The sequence below is a fragment of the Klebsiella sp. 18074 genome, assembly GCF_902705905.1.
In the GTDB taxonomy this organism is placed as follows: Bacteria; Pseudomonadota; Gammaproteobacteria; order Enterobacterales; family Enterobacteriaceae; genus Klebsiella; species Klebsiella terrigena.
In genome coordinates, this window is sequence record NZ_CACSIS010000001.1 from 315,718 (window position 1) to 332,323 (window position 16,606).

Here is a 16,606-nt window from a genome sequence, read left to right on the forward strand (position 1 = left end):
GCGTTTCTCCGGGAAGGTTGCGCTTTGTCCGTGATAAACTGAGAGAATCTCTCCCATTTATTACAGTCAGGACGATGAAAAAGAAAAGACCCGTACTTCAGGATGTAGCCGATCTTGTCGGCGTGACCAAAATGACGGTCAGTCGCTTTTTACGTAACCCGGAACAGGTTTCCGAGGCTCTGCGTGGCAAGATTGCCGTTGCTCTCGATGAACTGGGTTATATCCCCAATCGTGCCCCTGATATTCTCTCCAACGCGACCAGCCGCGCCATCGGCGTGCTCCTGCCGTCGTTAACCAACCAGGTCTTTTCTGAAGTGCTGCGCGGTATTGAAAGCGTCACCGATGCTTTCGGCTATCAGGCCATGCTGGCGCACTACGGCTATAAGCCTGAAATGGAAGAAAAACGCCTGGAATCGATGCTCTCGTGGAACATCGACGGCCTGATCCTCACCGAACGTACCCACACGCCGCGGACGCTTAAAATGATCGAAGTCGCCGGCATCCCGGTGGTCGAGCTGATGGACAGCCGCTCGCCGTGCCTCGATATCGCCGTCGGTTTTGATAACTTCGACGCCGCGCGCCAGATGACTGCCGCCATTATTGCCCGCGGCCATCGCCACGTCGCCTATCTTGGCGCACGTCTTGATGAACGTACTATCATCAAGCAGAAGGGGTACGAGCAGGCGATGCACGACGCGGGCATGACGCCGTACAGCGTGATGGTCGAACAATCGTCTTCCTACTCGTCAGGGATTGAGCTGATGCGCCAGGCGCGTCGCGAATATCCGCAGCTTGACGGGATCTTCTGCACCAACGATGACCTCGCGGTCGGCGCGGCCTTTGAGTGCCAGCGTCTGGGATTACGCATTCCGGATGATATGGCGATTGCCGGCTTCCACGGCCACGATATTGGCCAGGTGATGGAGCCGCGTCTTGCCAGCGTGCTGACGCCGCGTGAGCGGATGGGGCGTATCGGCGCCGAACGCCTGCTGGCGCGTATTCGTGGTGAGACGGTTACCCCTAAGATGTTAGATTTAGGTTTCACATTGTCACCGGGTGGATCAATTTAAACTGACAAGTTTGAAGTAGATCACACATATTCACTTCTGGCACGAATGGTGATTGCTTCTCCCTAAGTCCGGTATGACAATGTTACCGATAACAGTTACCCGTAACAATTAACCTGTGCGCGCGCCGTCACGTCGAATCCAAACGACCTGAAGGATAACGCGTATGTGTCCAGTGGGAGGAAGCTTTGAGCACGACTAACCATGATCACCACGTCTATGTCCTGATGGGCGTTTCCGGCAGTGGGAAATCCGCCGTCGCCAGCGAAGTGGCGCATCAGCTGCATGCCGCGTTTCTCGACGGCGACTTTCTGCATCCGCGTAGCAATATCAACAAGATGGCTTCCGGCGAGCCGCTGAATGACGACGACCGCACGCCGTGGCTGCAGGCGCTGAACGATGCCGCCTTCGCCATGCAGCGGACCAATAAAGTGTCGCTTATCGTGTGCTCGGCGCTGAAAAAAAGCTATCGCGACATTCTGCGCAAAGGCAACCCGAACCTCTCCTTCGTCTACCTGAAAGGTGATTTCGACCTGATCGAAAGCCGCCTGAAGGCGCGCAAGGGCCACTTCTTCAAAACCCAGATGCTGGTAACGCAGTTTGAAACTCTGCAGGAGCCAGGCGCTGACGAAGGCGATGTGTTAATCGTCGATATTGATCAATCGCTGGAAGGCGTGGTCGCGAGCACCATTGAGGTGATCAACAAAGGCAGTAACTAGTGAGTACATTAACGCTTGTTTTAACAGCAGTCGGCTCCGTTTTGCTGCTGCTGTTTTTAGTCATGAAGGCGCGCATGCATGCCTTCGTGGCCTTGATGGTGGTTTCTATTGGTGCAGGCCTCTTTTCCGGGATGCCGCTGGATAAAATTGCGGCAACCATGGAAAAAGGGATGGGTGGGACGCTCGGCTTTCTGGCGATCGTCGTGGCGCTGGGGGCGATGTTCGGTAAGATCCTTCATGAAACCGGCGCCGTCGACCAGATAGCCGTTAAGATGCTGAAATCTTTCGGCCACAGCCGGGCGCATTACGCCATTGGCCTCGCCGGTCTTATCTGCGCGCTGCCGCTGTTTTTCGAAGTGGCAATCGTGCTGCTGATTAGCGTCGCCTTCTCGATGGCGCGCCATACCGGCACCAACCTGGTGAAGCTGGTTATTCCGCTGTTTGCCGGCGTTGCCGCCGCTGCGGCATTTCTGCTGCCGGGGCCCGCACCTATGCTGCTGGCGTCGCAAATGCACGCCGATTTTGGCTGGATGATCCTGATTGGCCTCTGCGCCGCGATCCCGGGGATGCTCATCGCCGGACCGCTGTGGGGCAACTTTATCAGCCGCTATGTCGAACTGCATATTCCTGACGACATCAGCGAGCCTAGCCTCGGTGAAGGCAAGATGCCGTCGTTCGCCTTTAGCCTGTCGCTGATCCTGCTGCCGCTGGTGCTGGTAGGGCTGAAAACGGTCGCCGCGCGCTTTGTCCCGGTTGGCTCGAGCACCTATGAATGGTTCGAATTTATCGGCCATCCGTTCACCGCGATTCTGGTGGCATGCCTGGTGGCGATTTATGGCCTGGCGGTACGTCAGGGGATGGCGAAAGATCGGGTGATGGAGATCTGCGGTCACGCGCTGCAGCCGGCGGGGATTATCCTGCTGGTCATCGGTGCCGGCGGCGTCTTTAAGCAGGTGCTGGTAGATTCCGGCGTCGGCCCGGCGCTCGGTGAAGCGCTGACCGGTATGGGTCTGCCGATTGCGATTACCTGCTTCGTGCTGGCGGCCGCGGTGCGCATTATCCAGGGCTCTGCGACGGTCGCCTGCTTAACGGCTGTTGGTCTGGTGATGCCGGTTATCGAGCAGCTGAACTACAGCGGCGCGCAAATGGCGGCTCTGTCGATTTGTATCGCCGGCGGTTCAATCGTCGTGAGCCACGTCAACGACGCGGGCTTCTGGCTGTTCGGTAAGTTTACCGGCGCAACGGAAGCCCAGACGCTGAAGACCTGGACCATGATGGAAACCATTCTCGGCACCACCGGCGCTATCGTCGGTATGATTGCGTTTTCGCTGCTCAGCTAAACGTTAAATAAGAGAGTCCGGCGCAGCGCTGCCGGGCTCTTTTCGCCTGACGGCAGAGGCCGTTTTTATCCTCTCTTCCTGCCCGCATCTATGCCCCCTTTTTCGCCTGACTCCGCGCCGTAATGGGCGCTACGACAAAAGCCTGATGCCTCAGTAGCCCAGGCACTGCAAGGGTTTGTCGGCTTTTGCCGCGCTGCGGCTAGCGGCCCATTTTCCGCGTAAATCCATAATCCAGATCAATAAAAACGCGGCGGAAATTATTCCCTTTTCGCCACGCTTTCCCCGATAATCTTTAAGGTTTTCCTGAATGTCGATGGCTGCGGATGCGGCATAAGATAAGTTGCTTTACTGATTGCCGGGCAATCATTGATTAATTTCACTTGCGACTTTAGCAGCATTTTGTAATGTGAAGGATGATCCAGTAGGAAACTGGCTTGGCACAAACAGCACACATCTCCCAGGAAATACGTTATGAAAAATGTTGGTTTTATCGGCTGGCGCGGAATGGTCGGCTCTGTACTCATGCAACGCATGGTTGAAGAGCGCGATTTCGACGCCATTCGCCCTGTTTTTTTCTCCACCTCCCAGCTGGGGCAACCTGCTCCATCATTCGGTGGCAGCACCGGCGGTACGCTTCAGGACGCGTTTGACCTGGAAGCACTGAAGGCGCTGGATATCATTGTGACATGCCAGGGCGGCGATTATACCAACGACGTATATCCGAAGCTGCGTGAAAGCGGCTGGCAGGGTTACTGGATTGACGCCGCGTCTTCGCTGCGCATGAAGGACGACGCCATCATTATTCTTGACCCGGTTAACCAGGACGTGATTACCGCTGGTCTGAATAATGGCGTCAAGACCTTCGTTGGCGGCAACTGTACCGTCAGCCTGATGCTGATGTCCCTCGGCGGCCTGTTTGCACAGGATTTAGTCGAGTGGGTCAGCGTCGCGACTTACCAGGCGGCCTCCGGCGGCGGCGCGCGCCACATGCGTGAACTGCTGACCCAGATGGGCCAGCTGCACGGCCACGTTGCGACGGAGCTGGCCAATCCGGCTTCCGCTATTCTGGAGATTGAGCGCAAGGTCACTTCGCTCACCCGCAGCGGCGATCTGGCGGTAGATAACTTTGGCGTACCGCTGGCCGGTAGCCTGATCCCGTGGATCGACAAGCAGCTGGATAACGGCCAGAGCCGTGAAGAGTGGAAGGGCCAGGCGGAGACCAACAAAATCCTCGCCACCTCAGCGGCCATTCCGGTTGACGGCCTGTGCGTGCGCGTTGGCGCGCTGCGCTGCCACAGCCAGGCGTTCACCATCAAGTTGAAAAAAGACGTTTCTATCCCGACCGTTGAGGAGCTGCTGGCGGCGCACAACCCGTGGGCGAAAGTGGTACCTAACGATCGTGATATTACCATGCGCGAGCTGACTCCGGCTGCCGTCACCGGCACCCTGACGACGCCGGTTGGTCGCCTGCGTAAGCTGAATATGGGGCCGGAGTATCTCTCGGCCTTTACCGTCGGCGACCAGCTGCTATGGGGCGCAGCCGAGCCGCTGCGCCGGATGCTGCGGCAACTGGCGTAATCACAGGATGAATAAAAAGGGGGTGTTTGACACCCCCTTTTTTTGCGTAATACAAGGAGTAAACGCGGATGTTTGATTTTTCTCAACGGGGGTAAGAAAGCCTTGGCTATGCTTTAGTAAGGAACGACGTTTCCTTACCTGAAGGTGGGACGGAGCAGAAGGATGCACAGTGTGCTGCACCGTTCAGGTCAAAAAAAGTCGCCAGATACAGGAAAGGGCGGCACTTACAACAGGATGAAACCATGTCCAATCATATTGATAGAGACGTGATTAACGCACTCATTGCCGGTCATTTTGCGGACCCTTTTTCCGTGCTGGGCATGCACGCCACCGATGCCGGGCTGGAAGTACGCGCGTTGTTACCCGATGCCACCGACGTGTGGGTAATTGAACCGAAAACCGGACGCAAAGTCGGCAGGCTTGAGTGCCTCGACTCGCGCGGTTTCTTTAGCGGCGTTCTGCCGCGTCGAAAACATGCTTTTCGCTATCAGCTGGCCGTCACCTGGCATGGTCAGCTCAATCTGATTGATGACCCTTACCGCTTTGGCCCGCTGCTGCAGGACCTGGACGTCTGGCTGCTCTCCGAAGGTACCCATCTGCGGCCGTATGAAACGCTCGGCGCCCATGCCGATACGATGGACGGCATTACCGGCACGCGCTTCTCGGTGTGGGCGCCGAACGCTCGCCGGGTTTCCGTGGTCGGCCAGTTCAACTACTGGGATGGCCGCCGCCACCCGATGCGCCTGCGTAAAGAGTCGGGGATTTGGGAGCTGTTTGTCCCCGGCGCGCAGAACGGCCAGCTGTATAAATTTGAGATGATCGACGCGCACGGCCACCTGCGGGTGAAGTCCGACCCTTACGCTTTTGAAGCGCAGATGCGCCCGGATACCGCCTCGCTGATCTGCGGCCTGCCGGAAAAAATTGCCCAGCCGCCGGAGCGCAAGCAGGCGAACCAGTTCGATGCGCCGATTTCGATTTATGAGGTTCACCTGGGCTCCTGGCGTCGCCATACCGATAACAACTTCTGGCTAAGCTATCGCGAGCTGGCGGACCAGCTGGTGCCTTATGCCAAATGGATGGGCTTTACCCATCTGGAGCTGCTGCCGGTTAACGAGCACCCGTTTGACGGCAGCTGGGGCTATCAGCCCACCGGGCTGTACGCGCCGACCCGACGCTTTGGTACCCGCGAAGACTTCCGCTACTTCATTCACGCCGCCCACGCCGCGGGCCTCAACGTGATCCTCGACTGGGTGCCGGGGCATTTCCCCTCCGATGATTTTGCCCTCGCGGCGTTTGACGGCACCTCGCTGTACGAACACAGCGACCCGCGCGAAGGCTATCACCAGGACTGGAATACCCTGATCTACAACTATGGCCGCCGCGAGGTCAGCAACTTCCTCGTGGGCAACGCGCTGTACTGGATTGAGCGTTTCGGCATTGACGCCCTGCGCGTCGATGCGGTGGCCTCGATGATCTACCGCGACTACAGCCGTAAAGAGGGTGAGTGGGTGCCGAATGAGTTCGGCGGACGGGAAAACCTGGAAGCGATTGAGTTCCTGCGTAATACCAACCGCGTGCTCGGCGAACAGACCCCTGGCGCGGTCACCATGGCCGAAGAGTCCACCGACTTTGCCGGTGTTTCGCGTCCCTCCTCGACGGGCGGGCTCGGCTTCTGGTTCAAATGGAACCTCGGCTGGATGCACGACACCCTCGACTACATGAAGCTCGATCCGGTTCACCGCCGTCATCATCATGACAAGATGACCTTCGGCATGCTCTACAACTACACCGAGAACTTCGTTCTGCCGCTGTCCCACGACGAAGTGGTCCACGGCAAAAAGTCGATTCTCGACCGCATGCCCGGCGATGCGTGGCAGAAGTTTGCCAACCTGCGCGCCTACTACGGCTGGCTGTTTGCCTTCCCCGGTAAAAAGCTGCTGTTTATGGGCAACGAGTTTGCCCAGGGGCGGGAGTGGAACCACGACGCCAGCCTCGACTGGCATCTGCTGGAAGGCGGCGACAACTGGCACCACGGCGTCCAGCGTCTGGTTCGCGACCTGAATCATACCTATCGTCGTCACAAGGCGCTGCACGAGCTTGATTTCGACCGCTACGGCTTCGAATGGCTGGTCGTGGACGATCACGAGCGCTCGGTGTTTGTCTTCGTCCGTCGCGATAAGGCGGGGAATGAGATCATCGTTGCCAGCAACTTCACGCCGGTGCCGCGTCACGGCTATCGCTTCGGGATTAACCAGCCGGGTCGCTGGCGCGAAGAGCTGAATACCGACTCGATGCACTACCACGGCGGCAATACCGGCAACGGCGGGGTAGTGGAAAGTGAGGCGATCGCCAGCCACGGCCGCGAGCACTCGCTGTCGATTACCCTGCCGCCGCTGGCAACCGTCTGGCTGGTGCGGGAGGCGGAATGACGACGCTCTCGCCAGGAAAGCCCGATCCGCTGGGCGCCAGCTATGACGGAAAGGGGGTGAACTTTACCCTCTTTTCCGCCCATGCCGAGCGGGTAGAGCTATGCCTGTTCGATGAGCAGGGGAACGAACGACGTTTCGATCTTCCCGCGCGCAGCGGCGACGTCTGGCACGGCTGGCTGGCCGGCGTTGGCCCAGGTTTGCGCTACGGCTATCGCGTCCACGGCCCGTGGGAGCCCGAGCAGGGGCATCGCTTTAATCCGGCGAAGCTGCTGCTCGATCCCTGCTGCCACCGGGTGGATGGCGCGCTGCCTGACGATGAGCGTCTTCACGGCGGCGACCGGCAGCCCGATAACCGCGATAGCGCGGCAATCGCGCCGAAGTCGCGGGTCGTTGACCTGCATTACGACTGGCTGGGCGACAAACCGCCGCGCACGCCCTGGGGTCAGACGGTCATTTATGAAGCCCACGTCAAAGGGCTGACGTACCTGCATCCCGGGCTGCCGGAGGAGATTCGCGGCACCTACCGGGCGCTGGGTCATCCGGTGATGATCGACTATTTCAACACGCTGGGTATTACCGCGCTGGAGCTGATGCCGGTGGCGCAGTTTGCCAGCGAACCGCGCCTGCAGCGGATGGGCTTGAGCAACTACTGGGGCTACAACCCGCTGGCGATTTTCGCCCTCGACCCGCGCTATGCCAGCGAGCCCGAGCGCGCGCTCGACGAATTTCGCGACGCGGTGAAGGCGCTTCACGCCGCAGGTATCGAGGTGATCCTCGACGTGGTGCTGAACCACAGCGCTGAAATCGATCTTGAAGGGCCGACCTTCTCCCTGCGCGGAATCGATAACCGTAGCTATTATTGGATAAGAGAAGACGGCGACTACCACAACTGGACCGGCTGCGGGAACACCATCAATCTCAGCCATCCTGGGGTCGTGGAGTACGCCCGCCAGTGCCTGCGTTTCTGGGTGGATGAGTGTCACGTTGATGGCTTCCGCTTCGATCTGGCCTCGGTTATGGGGCGGACGCCGGAGTTTCGTCAGGATGCGCCGCTGTTTGAGGCGATCCGCCGCGATCCGCAGCTGGCGGAGGTGAAGCTGATTGCTGAACCCTGGGATATCGGCGCCGGCGGCTATCAGGTGGGCAATTTTCCGCCGTTGTTTGCCGAGTGGAACGACCACTTCCGCGATGTTTCGCGCCGTTTCTGGCTGCAACAAAACGCCTCGTTGGGAGAGTTCGCCCAGCGCTTTGCCGCTTCCAGCGATCTCTTTCAGCGCAGCGGGCGGCAGCCTGCGGCGGCGGTAAATTTGATTACCGCCCATGATGGCTTCACCCTGCGCGACTGCGTCTGTTTCAATCAGAAACATAATGAGGCGAACGGTGAAGAGAATCGCGATGGGACTAACAATAACTACAGCAGCAATCATGGTATAGAGGGCTTAGAGGCTACGCTCGACGTGATTGAACGGCGACGGGATAGCGTTCACGCCCTGCTGGTGACGCTCCTGCTGTCGCAGGGAACGCCGATGCTGCTGGCGGGTGATGAACACGGCCATAGCCAGCATGGCAACAATAATGCGTACTGTCAGGATAACGCGCTGACCTGGCTCGACTGGGACAAGGCGAACCGCGGGCTGACCGCGTTCACCGCGGCGCTTATTCATCTACGCCGCCGTATCCCCGCCTTAACCGGCAACCGCTGGTGGCAGGAGGGAGACGGCAGCGTTCGCTGGCTAAATCAACACGCTCAGCCGCTGAGCGCTGATGAGTGGCAGCACGGCGTGATGCGTTTGCAGATCCAGCTATCCGAACGCTGGCTGATAACGCTGAACGCCACCCCAGAAGTCACAAATATGGAATTACCCGCGGGGGAATGGCACGCCGTTCTTCCGTTCGCCGGAGAGAACAATCCGGTCATCATGGATGTCTGGCATGGGCCCGCGCACGGAGTGTGCGTATTTCAAAGGTCGTAAGCCCTGAGGCTTCCGGTAAGTTTCGCGGCGGCAACGCGGCGGGAAGGGCAGGAAGGCTGGGATGTAAAAAGGAGTTAATCATGGTTAGGCTAGAAAAGAACGATCCGTTGATGCTGGCGCGTCAGCTGCCCATCAAAACCGTTGCGTTGATTCTTGCGGGTGGTCGCGGTACCCGACTGAAAGATTTAACGATTAAGCGCGCAAAACCGGCCGTCCATTTTGGCGGTAAGTTTCGCATTATCGATTTCGCATTATCTAACTGCATTAACTCAGGTATTCGCCGCATTGGCGTTATCACCCAGTATCAATCGCACACGCTGGTACAGCATATCCAGCGCGGCTGGTCGTTCTTTAGCGAAGAGATGAACGAGTTCGTTGATTTGCTTCCGGCGCAGCAGCGCGTGCATGGTGAAAACTGGTATCGCGGTACCGCGGATGCGGTGACCCAGAACCTCGATATTATTCGCCGCTACAAGGCGGAGTACGTGGTGATCCTCGCCGGCGATCATATCTATAAGCAGGACTACTCGCGCATGCTTATCGATCACGTCGAAAAAGGGGCGCGCTGCACCGTGGCCTGTATGCCGGTGCCCATCGAAGAGGCATCCGCTTTCGGCGTGATGGCGGTTGATGAGAGCGACAAGATCATCGAGTTTGTTGAAAAGCCTGCCGTGCCACCCGCCATGCCGAGCGATGCCAGCAAATCGCTGGCCAGCATGGGTATCTATGTCTTTGATGCTGATTATCTTTATGAGCTGCTGGCGGAAGATGATAACGATGAAAACTCCAGCCACGACTTCGGCAAAGATATCATTCCGAAGATAACCGAAGCTGGCATGGCTTATGCACATCCTTTCCCACTCTCCTGCGTTCAGTCGGATCCCGAGGCCGAACCCTACTGGCGCGACGTGGGGACGCTCGAGGCCTACTGGAAAGCCAACCTCGACCTGGCATCGGTGATGCCAGAGCTGGATATGTACGATCAGAACTGGCCGATTCGCACCCACATGGAATCGCTGCCGCCGGCTAAATTCGTTCAGGATCGCTCCGGTAGCCACGGCATGACGCTGAACTCGCTGGTCTCCGGCGGCTGCATTATCTCCGGTTCGGTGGTGGTACAGTCGGTGCTGTTCCCGCGCGTGCGGGTGAACTCATTCTGTAACATTGATTCGGCAGTCTTATTGCCAGAAGTTTGGGTCGGACGCTCGTGCCGCCTGCGCCGCTGCGTAATCGACCGCGCATGCGTGATTCCGGAAGGCATGGTGATTGGTGAACACGCGGAAGAAGATGCGCGTCGGTTCTACCGCTCAGAGGAAGGTATTGTGCTGGTCACCCGGGATATGCTGCGGAAGTTGGGGCACTCACAGGAGCGATAATGCAGGTCTTACACGTATGTTCAGAGATGTTCCCGCTGTTAAAAACCGGCGGTCTGGCGGATGTCATCGGCGCGCTGCCTGCGGCACAAATTGCAGAAGGTATTGATACGCGCGTGCTGCTGCCCGCGTTTCCTGATATTCGTCGCGGGATAACCGATGCGCAGGTGGTGACGCGCAGAGACACCTTTGCCGGCCGCATCACGCTGCTGTTTGGCCATTTTAACGGCGTGGGCATCTATCTGATTGATGCACCACATCTTTACGATCGCCCGGGGAGTCCTTACCACGATACTAACCAGTATGCCTACACCGATAACGTGCTGCGCTTTGCGCTGCTTGGCTGGGTAGGCAGCGAAATGGCCTGTGGGCTGGATCCCTTCTGGCGCCCTGATGTTGTGCACGCCCACGACTGGCATGCGGGCCTGACGCCGGCCTATCTGGCGGCGCGCGGCCACCCGGCGAAATCGGTTTTCACGGTGCACAACCTGGCCTATCAGGGGATGTTCTACTCCTGGCATATGAACGAGATCGAGCTGCCGTGGTCGTTCTATAACATGCACGGCCTCGAGTTCAACGGCCAGCTTTCGTTCCTCAAGGCGGGCCTCTATTATGCCGACCATATTACGGCGGTCAGCCCAACCTACGCCCGTGAGATAACCGAACCGCAGTTTGCTTACGGCATGGAGGGGCTGCTGCGCCAGCGGCAGCACGAGGGGCGCCTGTCGGGCATCCTTAACGGCGTGGATTCAAACATCTGGAATCCGCAAAACGATCTGCTGCTGGCCGCGCGCTACGACCGCGATAGTCTTGAAGATAAAGCGGAGAACAAGCGCCAGCTGCAAATTGCGATGGGGCTGAAGGTGGACGACAAGGCGCCGCTGTTTGCCGTCGTCAGCCGCCTGACCAGCCAGAAGGGGCTGGACCTGGTCCTTGAAGCGCTGCCGGGCCTGCTGGAGCAGGGCGGGCAGCTGGCGCTGCTGGGCGCCGGCGATCCGGTGCTGCAGGAGGGCTTCCTGGCCGCGGCGGCCGAGCATCCGGGCAAAGTAGGCGTGCAGATTGGCTATCATGAGGCCTTTTCACACCGCATTATGGGCGGCGCCGACGTCATCCTGGTTCCCAGCCGCTTTGAACCGTGCGGCCTGACGCAGCTGTATGGCCTCAAGTACGGCACGCTGCCGCTGGTACGGCGTACCGGCGGCCTGGCGGATACCGTCACCGACAGCTCCCTGGAAAACCTGGCCGATGGCCTGGCCAGCGGATTTGTCTTTGAAGACAGCAATGCCTTGTCGCTACTGCGAGCAATTCGGCGCGCATTCGTTCTGTGGTCGCGCCCTTCGCTCTGGCGTTACGTGCAGCGTCAGGCGATGAGTATGGATTTTAGCTGGCAGGTTGCGGCGAACTCTTATCGCGAACTTTATCAACGCTTGATGTAACCCCAGGAGTCATTGCGATGAATGTACCCTTTAGCTACGCATCACCCACGCTGAGCGTTGAGGCACTGAAGCACTCTATCGCCTATAAGCTGATGTTCATCATCGGCAAAGATCCGGCGATCGCCAACAAACATGAATGGCTTAACGCCACGCTGTTCGCCGTGCGTGACCGAATGGTGGAGCGCTGGCTGCGCTCTAACCGCGCCCAGCTTTCGCAGGAAGTTCGTCAGGTCTACTATCTGTCGATGGAGTTTTTGATTGGCCGCACTCTCTCTAACGCGCTGCTTTCGCTGGGCATCTATGAAGATGTGAACAACGCGCTGGAGGAGATGGGGCTCAACCTTGAAGAGCTGATCGACGAGGAGAATGATCCGGGGCTGGGCAACGGCGGGCTCGGGCGCCTGGCGGCCTGCTTCCTCGACTCTCTGGCGGCCCTCGGCCTGCCGGGTCGCGGCTACGGCATCCGCTATGACTACGGGATGTTTAAGCAGAATATCGTCGACGGTCGGCAGAAGGAGTCGCCGGACTACTGGCTGGAATACGGCAACCCGTGGGAGTTTGAGCGCCATAACACGCGCTACAAAGTGCGCTTTGGCGGCCGAATTCAGCAGGAGGGGAAAAACTCCCGCTGGGTGGAAACCGAAGAGATCCTTGCGGAAGCCTACGATCAGATTATCCCGGGCTTCGATACCGATGCCACCAATACCCTGCGGCTGTGGAGCGCTCAGGCCAGCAGCGAAATCAACCTCGGTAAATTCAACCAGGGCGACTACTTCGCGGCGGTAGAAGATAAAAACCACTCCGAAAACGTATCCCGCGTGCTCTATCCGGATGACTCCACCTATTCCGGGCGCGAGCTGCGCCTGCGCCAGGAGTATTTCCTCGTCTCCGCGACGGTGCAGGATATCCTTAGCCGCCACTATCAGCTGCATAAAACCTACGCCAACCTGGCCGACAAAATCGCTATCCACCTCAACGACACTCACCCGGTGCTGTCGATCCCGGAGCTGATGCGTCTGCTGATTGACGAGCATAAGTTTAGCTGGGATGAGGCGTTCGAGGTGACCTGCCAGGTCTTCTCCTATACCAACCATACCCTGATGAGCGAAGCGCTGGAGACCTGGCCCGTTGATATGCTGGGTAAAATTCTGCCGCGCCATCTGCAGATTATCTTTGAGATTAACGACTACTTCCTCAAGACGCTGCAGGAGCAGTATCCCAACGATACCGCGCTGCTGAGCCGGACCTCGATTATCGATGAGTCCAACGGCCGCCGGGTGCGGATGGCCTGGCTGGCGGTGGTCATTAGCCATAAGGTTAACGGCGTTTCCGAGCTGCACTCGAGGCTGATGGTGGAGTCGCTGTTCGCCGAGTTTGCGCGGATTTTCCCGATGCGCTTCACCAACGTGACCAACGGCGTGACCCCGCGCCGCTGGCTGGCGCTGGCGAACCCGCCGCTGTCGAAGGTGCTGGATGAAAATATTGGCCGTACCTGGCGCACCGATCTCAGCCAGCTCAAGGAGCTGGAGCAGCATATTGATTATCCGACGGTGAACCAGGCGGTGCGCCAGGCGAAGCTGGAGAACAAGCAGCGGCTGGCAAACTATATCGGCCAGCAGCTTAACGTGGTGGTTAATCCGAAGGCGCTGTTTGATGTACAGATCAAGCGCATCCACGAGTACAAGCGTCAGCTGATGAACGTGCTGCACGTGATTGCGCGCTATAACCGTATCAAGGCCGATCCTGACGCCGAGTGGGTGCCGCGGGTCAATATCTTCGCCGGGAAAGCCGCTTCGGCCTACTACATGGCCAAGCACATTATTCATCTCATTAACGACGTGGCGACGGTGGTCAACAACGATCCGCAGATCGGCGATAAGCTGAAAATCGTGTTTATCCCTAACTACAGCGTCAGCCTGGCCCAGCTGATTATTCCGGCGGCGGATCTCTCCGAGCAGATCTCGCTGGCGGGAACGGAAGCCTCCGGGACCAGTAACATGAAGTTTGCGCTTAACGGCGCGCTGACCATTGGTACCCTCGACGGGGCTAACGTTGAAATGCTCGAGCATGTGGGTGAGGAGAATATCTTCATCTTCGGCAATACCGCGGAGGAGGTTGAGGCGCTGCGGGCCAGCGGCTACAAACCGCGCGACTACTACGAGCAGGACTCGGAGCTGCACCAGACGCTGACGCAGATCGGTACCGGCCTGTTCAGCCCGTCGGAGCCGGGCCGCTATCGCGACCTGCTGGATTCGCTAATTAACTTTGGCGACCACTATCAGGTGCTGGCGGATTATCGCAGCTACGTCGATTGTCAGGATAAGGTGGACGAGCTCTACCGTCATCCGGAAGAGTGGGCCAACAAAGCGATGCTCAACATCGCCAATATGGGCTACTTCTCTTCCGACCGTACGATTAAAGAGTATGCCGACCATATCTGGCATATCGATCCGGTGCGGCTGTAACCGCCGCGATGCCATAAAAAAACGGAGCCATCAGGCCCCGTTTTTTTGTCTTGATTGATCCCCTCAGGCCGCGCCTTGCAATGCGCTTAGCGACCGGCGAGAAACCCCGCCGGGGCGCCTACGAGGCCAGAGAGAGCTCAGACTTTCCCACGTGCTGCGCCAGCCATTCGCTAATGCGGGCCTGCTGCCCGGTGCTGAGCCACATGCCCTGTTTGGTACGACGCCAGATGGCGTCATCGAGGCTGTGAACCCACTCATGCTCCACAAGGTATTTCAGCTCGGCTTCATAGAACTCGTGGCCAAAATCTTCGCCCAGATCGGCAAGCGATGTCGCCTCGCCGAGCAGCCACTCGCTATTGCTGCCGTAAGTGCGGGCGTAGTGGCGCGCCATCGATTCGCTGATAAATGCGAAGCGGCGGCGCAGTTTGGCGGCGTAATCGTCGCGATCGCCGTCGATCTCGCCCCCGGGCAGAACGGCGGTTTTGGTCCACGCCGGGCCGATGCCTTTATAGTACGGAGTCAGCTTTTCCAGCGCGTGTTCTGCCAGCTTGCGGTAGGTCGTGAGCTTGCCGCCAAAGACCGACAGCAGCGGCGCCTGGCCGTTTTCGTCATGAATATCGAGCGTATAGTCGCGGGTAATCGCCTGCGGTGAATCAGATTCATCGTCGCACAGCGGGCGGACACCGGAGTAAGTCCAGACGATATCGTCGTGGGACAGCGTCTTTTTAAAGTGCGCGTTGTAGGCGTTGAGCAGGTAGCTAATCTCTTTCTCATCGATAGCCACCTTCTGCGGATCGCCGTTGTACTCCACGTCGGTGGTGCCGATTATCGAGAACTCGTCCATCCACGGGATCACGAACACAATTCGCTTGTCTTCGTTTTGCAAAATGTAGGCCTGTTTCTGGGTATGCACGCGCGGCACCACGATGTGGCTGCCCTTAATCAGGCGGATGCCGTAAGGGGACCGCAGGTGCATCCCTTCATCAAAGAAGTGTTTGACCCACGGGCCGGTGGCGTTCACCAGGCCCCGCGCCTGCCAGGTATACTTTTCGCCGCTGTCGATATCTTCCGCCTCGACAATCCACAACCCGTTTTCACGCCGGGCGGAGACGGCCCGGGTGCGGGTACGAACCTCGCCGCCCTTGCGCACCACCATCTGCGCGTTCGCCAGCACCAGCCGCGCATCGTCTACCCAGCAGTCAGAATATTCGAAACCGCGCACGATTTCAGGTTTAAGTACCGATTCTGCGCCAAATCGCAAGCCGGTTGAGCTGGGTAAGCTGGTGCGTTTTCCCAGGTGATCGTACATAAACAGACCAATACGGATCATCCACGCCGGGCGCAGATGTGGGCGGTGCGGCAGGCGGAAGCGCATCGGGAACGCGAGATGCGGCGCCATTTTTAGCAGCACTTCACGCTCGGCCAGCGCTTCGCTGACCAGGCGGAATTCGTAGTGTTCAAGGTAGCGCAGCCCGCCGTGAATCAGCTTTGAGCTGGCGCTGGAGGTGGCGCAGGCGAGATCGCGCGCTTCCAGCATCAGTACGGATAAACCACGCCCGGCGGCGTCTGCCGCGATACCGGCACCGTTGATGCCTCCGCCTATCACAATCAGATCTTTGGTTTCCACGTTCGCTACCTCTTGCACTTTCGTTTAAGCTCACAAATGTTCGATATCGCTCAATATAGCAAACAAACGCGCTATTGGTAACATCAAAAAAACATTTCAGAGTGATGCATGTAACATATTGGCGTTTATTTCCCGTCTGACGGTAAACTAGGCAGTAGAATCATGGCCGGCAATCAGCCCGCTATATCACCCCGCAATAAAGAGACAAGAGCACATGGATCACTTTGAATGTATCAACGTAGAAGAGGCGCATCAGAAGCTGCAGCAGGCCATGGCGGTACTGGTGGACATCCGCGACCCGCAAAGCTATGCGATGGGCCACGCTCCGGGTGCGTTTCATCTGACCAACGATACGCTGGGCGCGTTTATGCGTGATAACGACTTTGAGACGGCGGTGATGGTGATGTGCTACCACGGCAATAGCAGTAAGGGCGCCGCGCAGTATCTGCTGCAGCAGGGCTATGACAAGGTCTACAGCGTGGACGGCGGATTTGATGCCTGGCATCGTCACTTCCCGGCGGAAGTGGCTCACGGGACGCTCTGACCCGTAACCGTATACGCTCTATGGCTCAAACGGCCCGCGTACCGGGCGCCTGTGC

11 protein-coding genes are annotated in these 16,606 nt (G+C 58.4%); 10 read left to right on the forward strand and 1 reads right to left on the reverse strand.

Going from position 1 to position 16,606, the window contains the following annotated elements:
* Nucleotides 1-74: 74 nt before the first annotated feature.
* The 9 genes from gntR to glgP all read left to right on the forward strand — a co-directional run bounded on the left by gntR (nt 75) and on the right by glgP (nt 14,380).
* Complete coding sequence (gene gntR, locus GVK32_RS01440) at nt 75-1,070, forward strand: gluconate operon transcriptional repressor GntR (RefSeq protein ID WP_159864453.1); 996 nt, start codon at nt 75-77, stop codon at nt 1,068-1,070.
* A 185-nt stretch (nt 1,071-1,255) separates the two neighbouring features.
* Complete coding sequence (gene gntK, locus GVK32_RS01445; RefSeq protein WP_004868532.1) at nt 1,256-1,786, forward strand: gluconokinase; 531 nt, start codon at nt 1,256-1,258, stop codon at nt 1,784-1,786.
* Complete coding sequence (gene gntU / locus GVK32_RS01450; RefSeq protein WP_041143037.1) at nt 1,786-3,126, forward strand: gluconate transporter; 1,341 nt, start codon at nt 1,786-1,788, stop codon at nt 3,124-3,126. Before gntK ends, gntU begins: the two co-directional genes overlap by 1 nt.
* A 471-nt stretch (nt 3,127-3,597) precedes the next feature.
* Complete coding sequence (gene asd / locus GVK32_RS01455) at nt 3,598-4,704, forward strand: aspartate-semialdehyde dehydrogenase (protein ID WP_041143036.1); 1,107 nt, start codon at nt 3,598-3,600, stop codon at nt 4,702-4,704.
* A gap of 242 nt (nt 4,705-4,946) precedes the next feature.
* Nucleotides 4,947-7,133: a 1,4-alpha-glucan branching enzyme gene (glgB, locus tag GVK32_RS01460; protein ID WP_159864456.1), complete on the forward strand. Its 2,187-nt coding sequence runs from the start codon at nt 4,947-4,949 to the stop codon at nt 7,131-7,133.
* Nucleotides 7,130-9,106, forward strand: a complete 1,977-nt coding sequence (glgX, locus tag GVK32_RS01465) for a glycogen debranching protein GlgX (RefSeq protein ID WP_159864459.1) — start codon at nt 7,130-7,132, stop codon at nt 9,104-9,106. Before glgB ends, glgX begins: the two co-directional genes overlap by 4 nt.
* Nucleotides 9,107-9,186: 80 nt before the next feature.
* Nucleotides 9,187-10,482, forward strand: a complete 1,296-nt coding sequence (glgC, locus tag GVK32_RS01470; RefSeq protein WP_159864462.1) for a glucose-1-phosphate adenylyltransferase — start codon at nt 9,187-9,189, stop codon at nt 10,480-10,482.
* Nucleotides 10,482-11,915, forward strand: a complete 1,434-nt coding sequence (glgA, locus tag GVK32_RS01475) for a glycogen synthase GlgA (protein ID WP_159864465.1) — start codon at nt 10,482-10,484, stop codon at nt 11,913-11,915. Before glgC ends, glgA begins: the two co-directional genes overlap by 1 nt.
* Nucleotides 11,916-11,932: 17 nt before the next feature.
* On the forward strand, nt 11,933-14,380 hold the full coding sequence (gene glgP, locus GVK32_RS01480) for a glycogen phosphorylase (RefSeq protein WP_159864468.1): 2,448 nt from the start codon (nt 11,933-11,935) through the stop codon (nt 14,378-14,380).
* Nucleotides 14,381-14,498: 118 nt separating this feature from the next.
* Here glgP and glpD read toward each other — a convergent pair whose 3' ends face one another.
* Nucleotides 14,499-16,007 (reverse strand): glycerol-3-phosphate dehydrogenase, encoded by a 1,509-nt coding sequence (gene glpD, locus GVK32_RS01485; RefSeq protein ID WP_159864471.1) that lies wholly within the window; start codon nt 16,005-16,007, stop codon nt 14,499-14,501.
* Between the two features lie 214 nt (nt 16,008-16,221).
* Between glpD and glpE the strand changes: the two genes are divergently transcribed.
* Complete coding sequence (gene glpE, locus GVK32_RS01490) at nt 16,222-16,551, forward strand: thiosulfate sulfurtransferase GlpE (protein ID WP_159864474.1); 330 nt, start codon at nt 16,222-16,224, stop codon at nt 16,549-16,551.
* Nucleotides 16,552-16,606 lie beyond the last annotated feature (55 nt).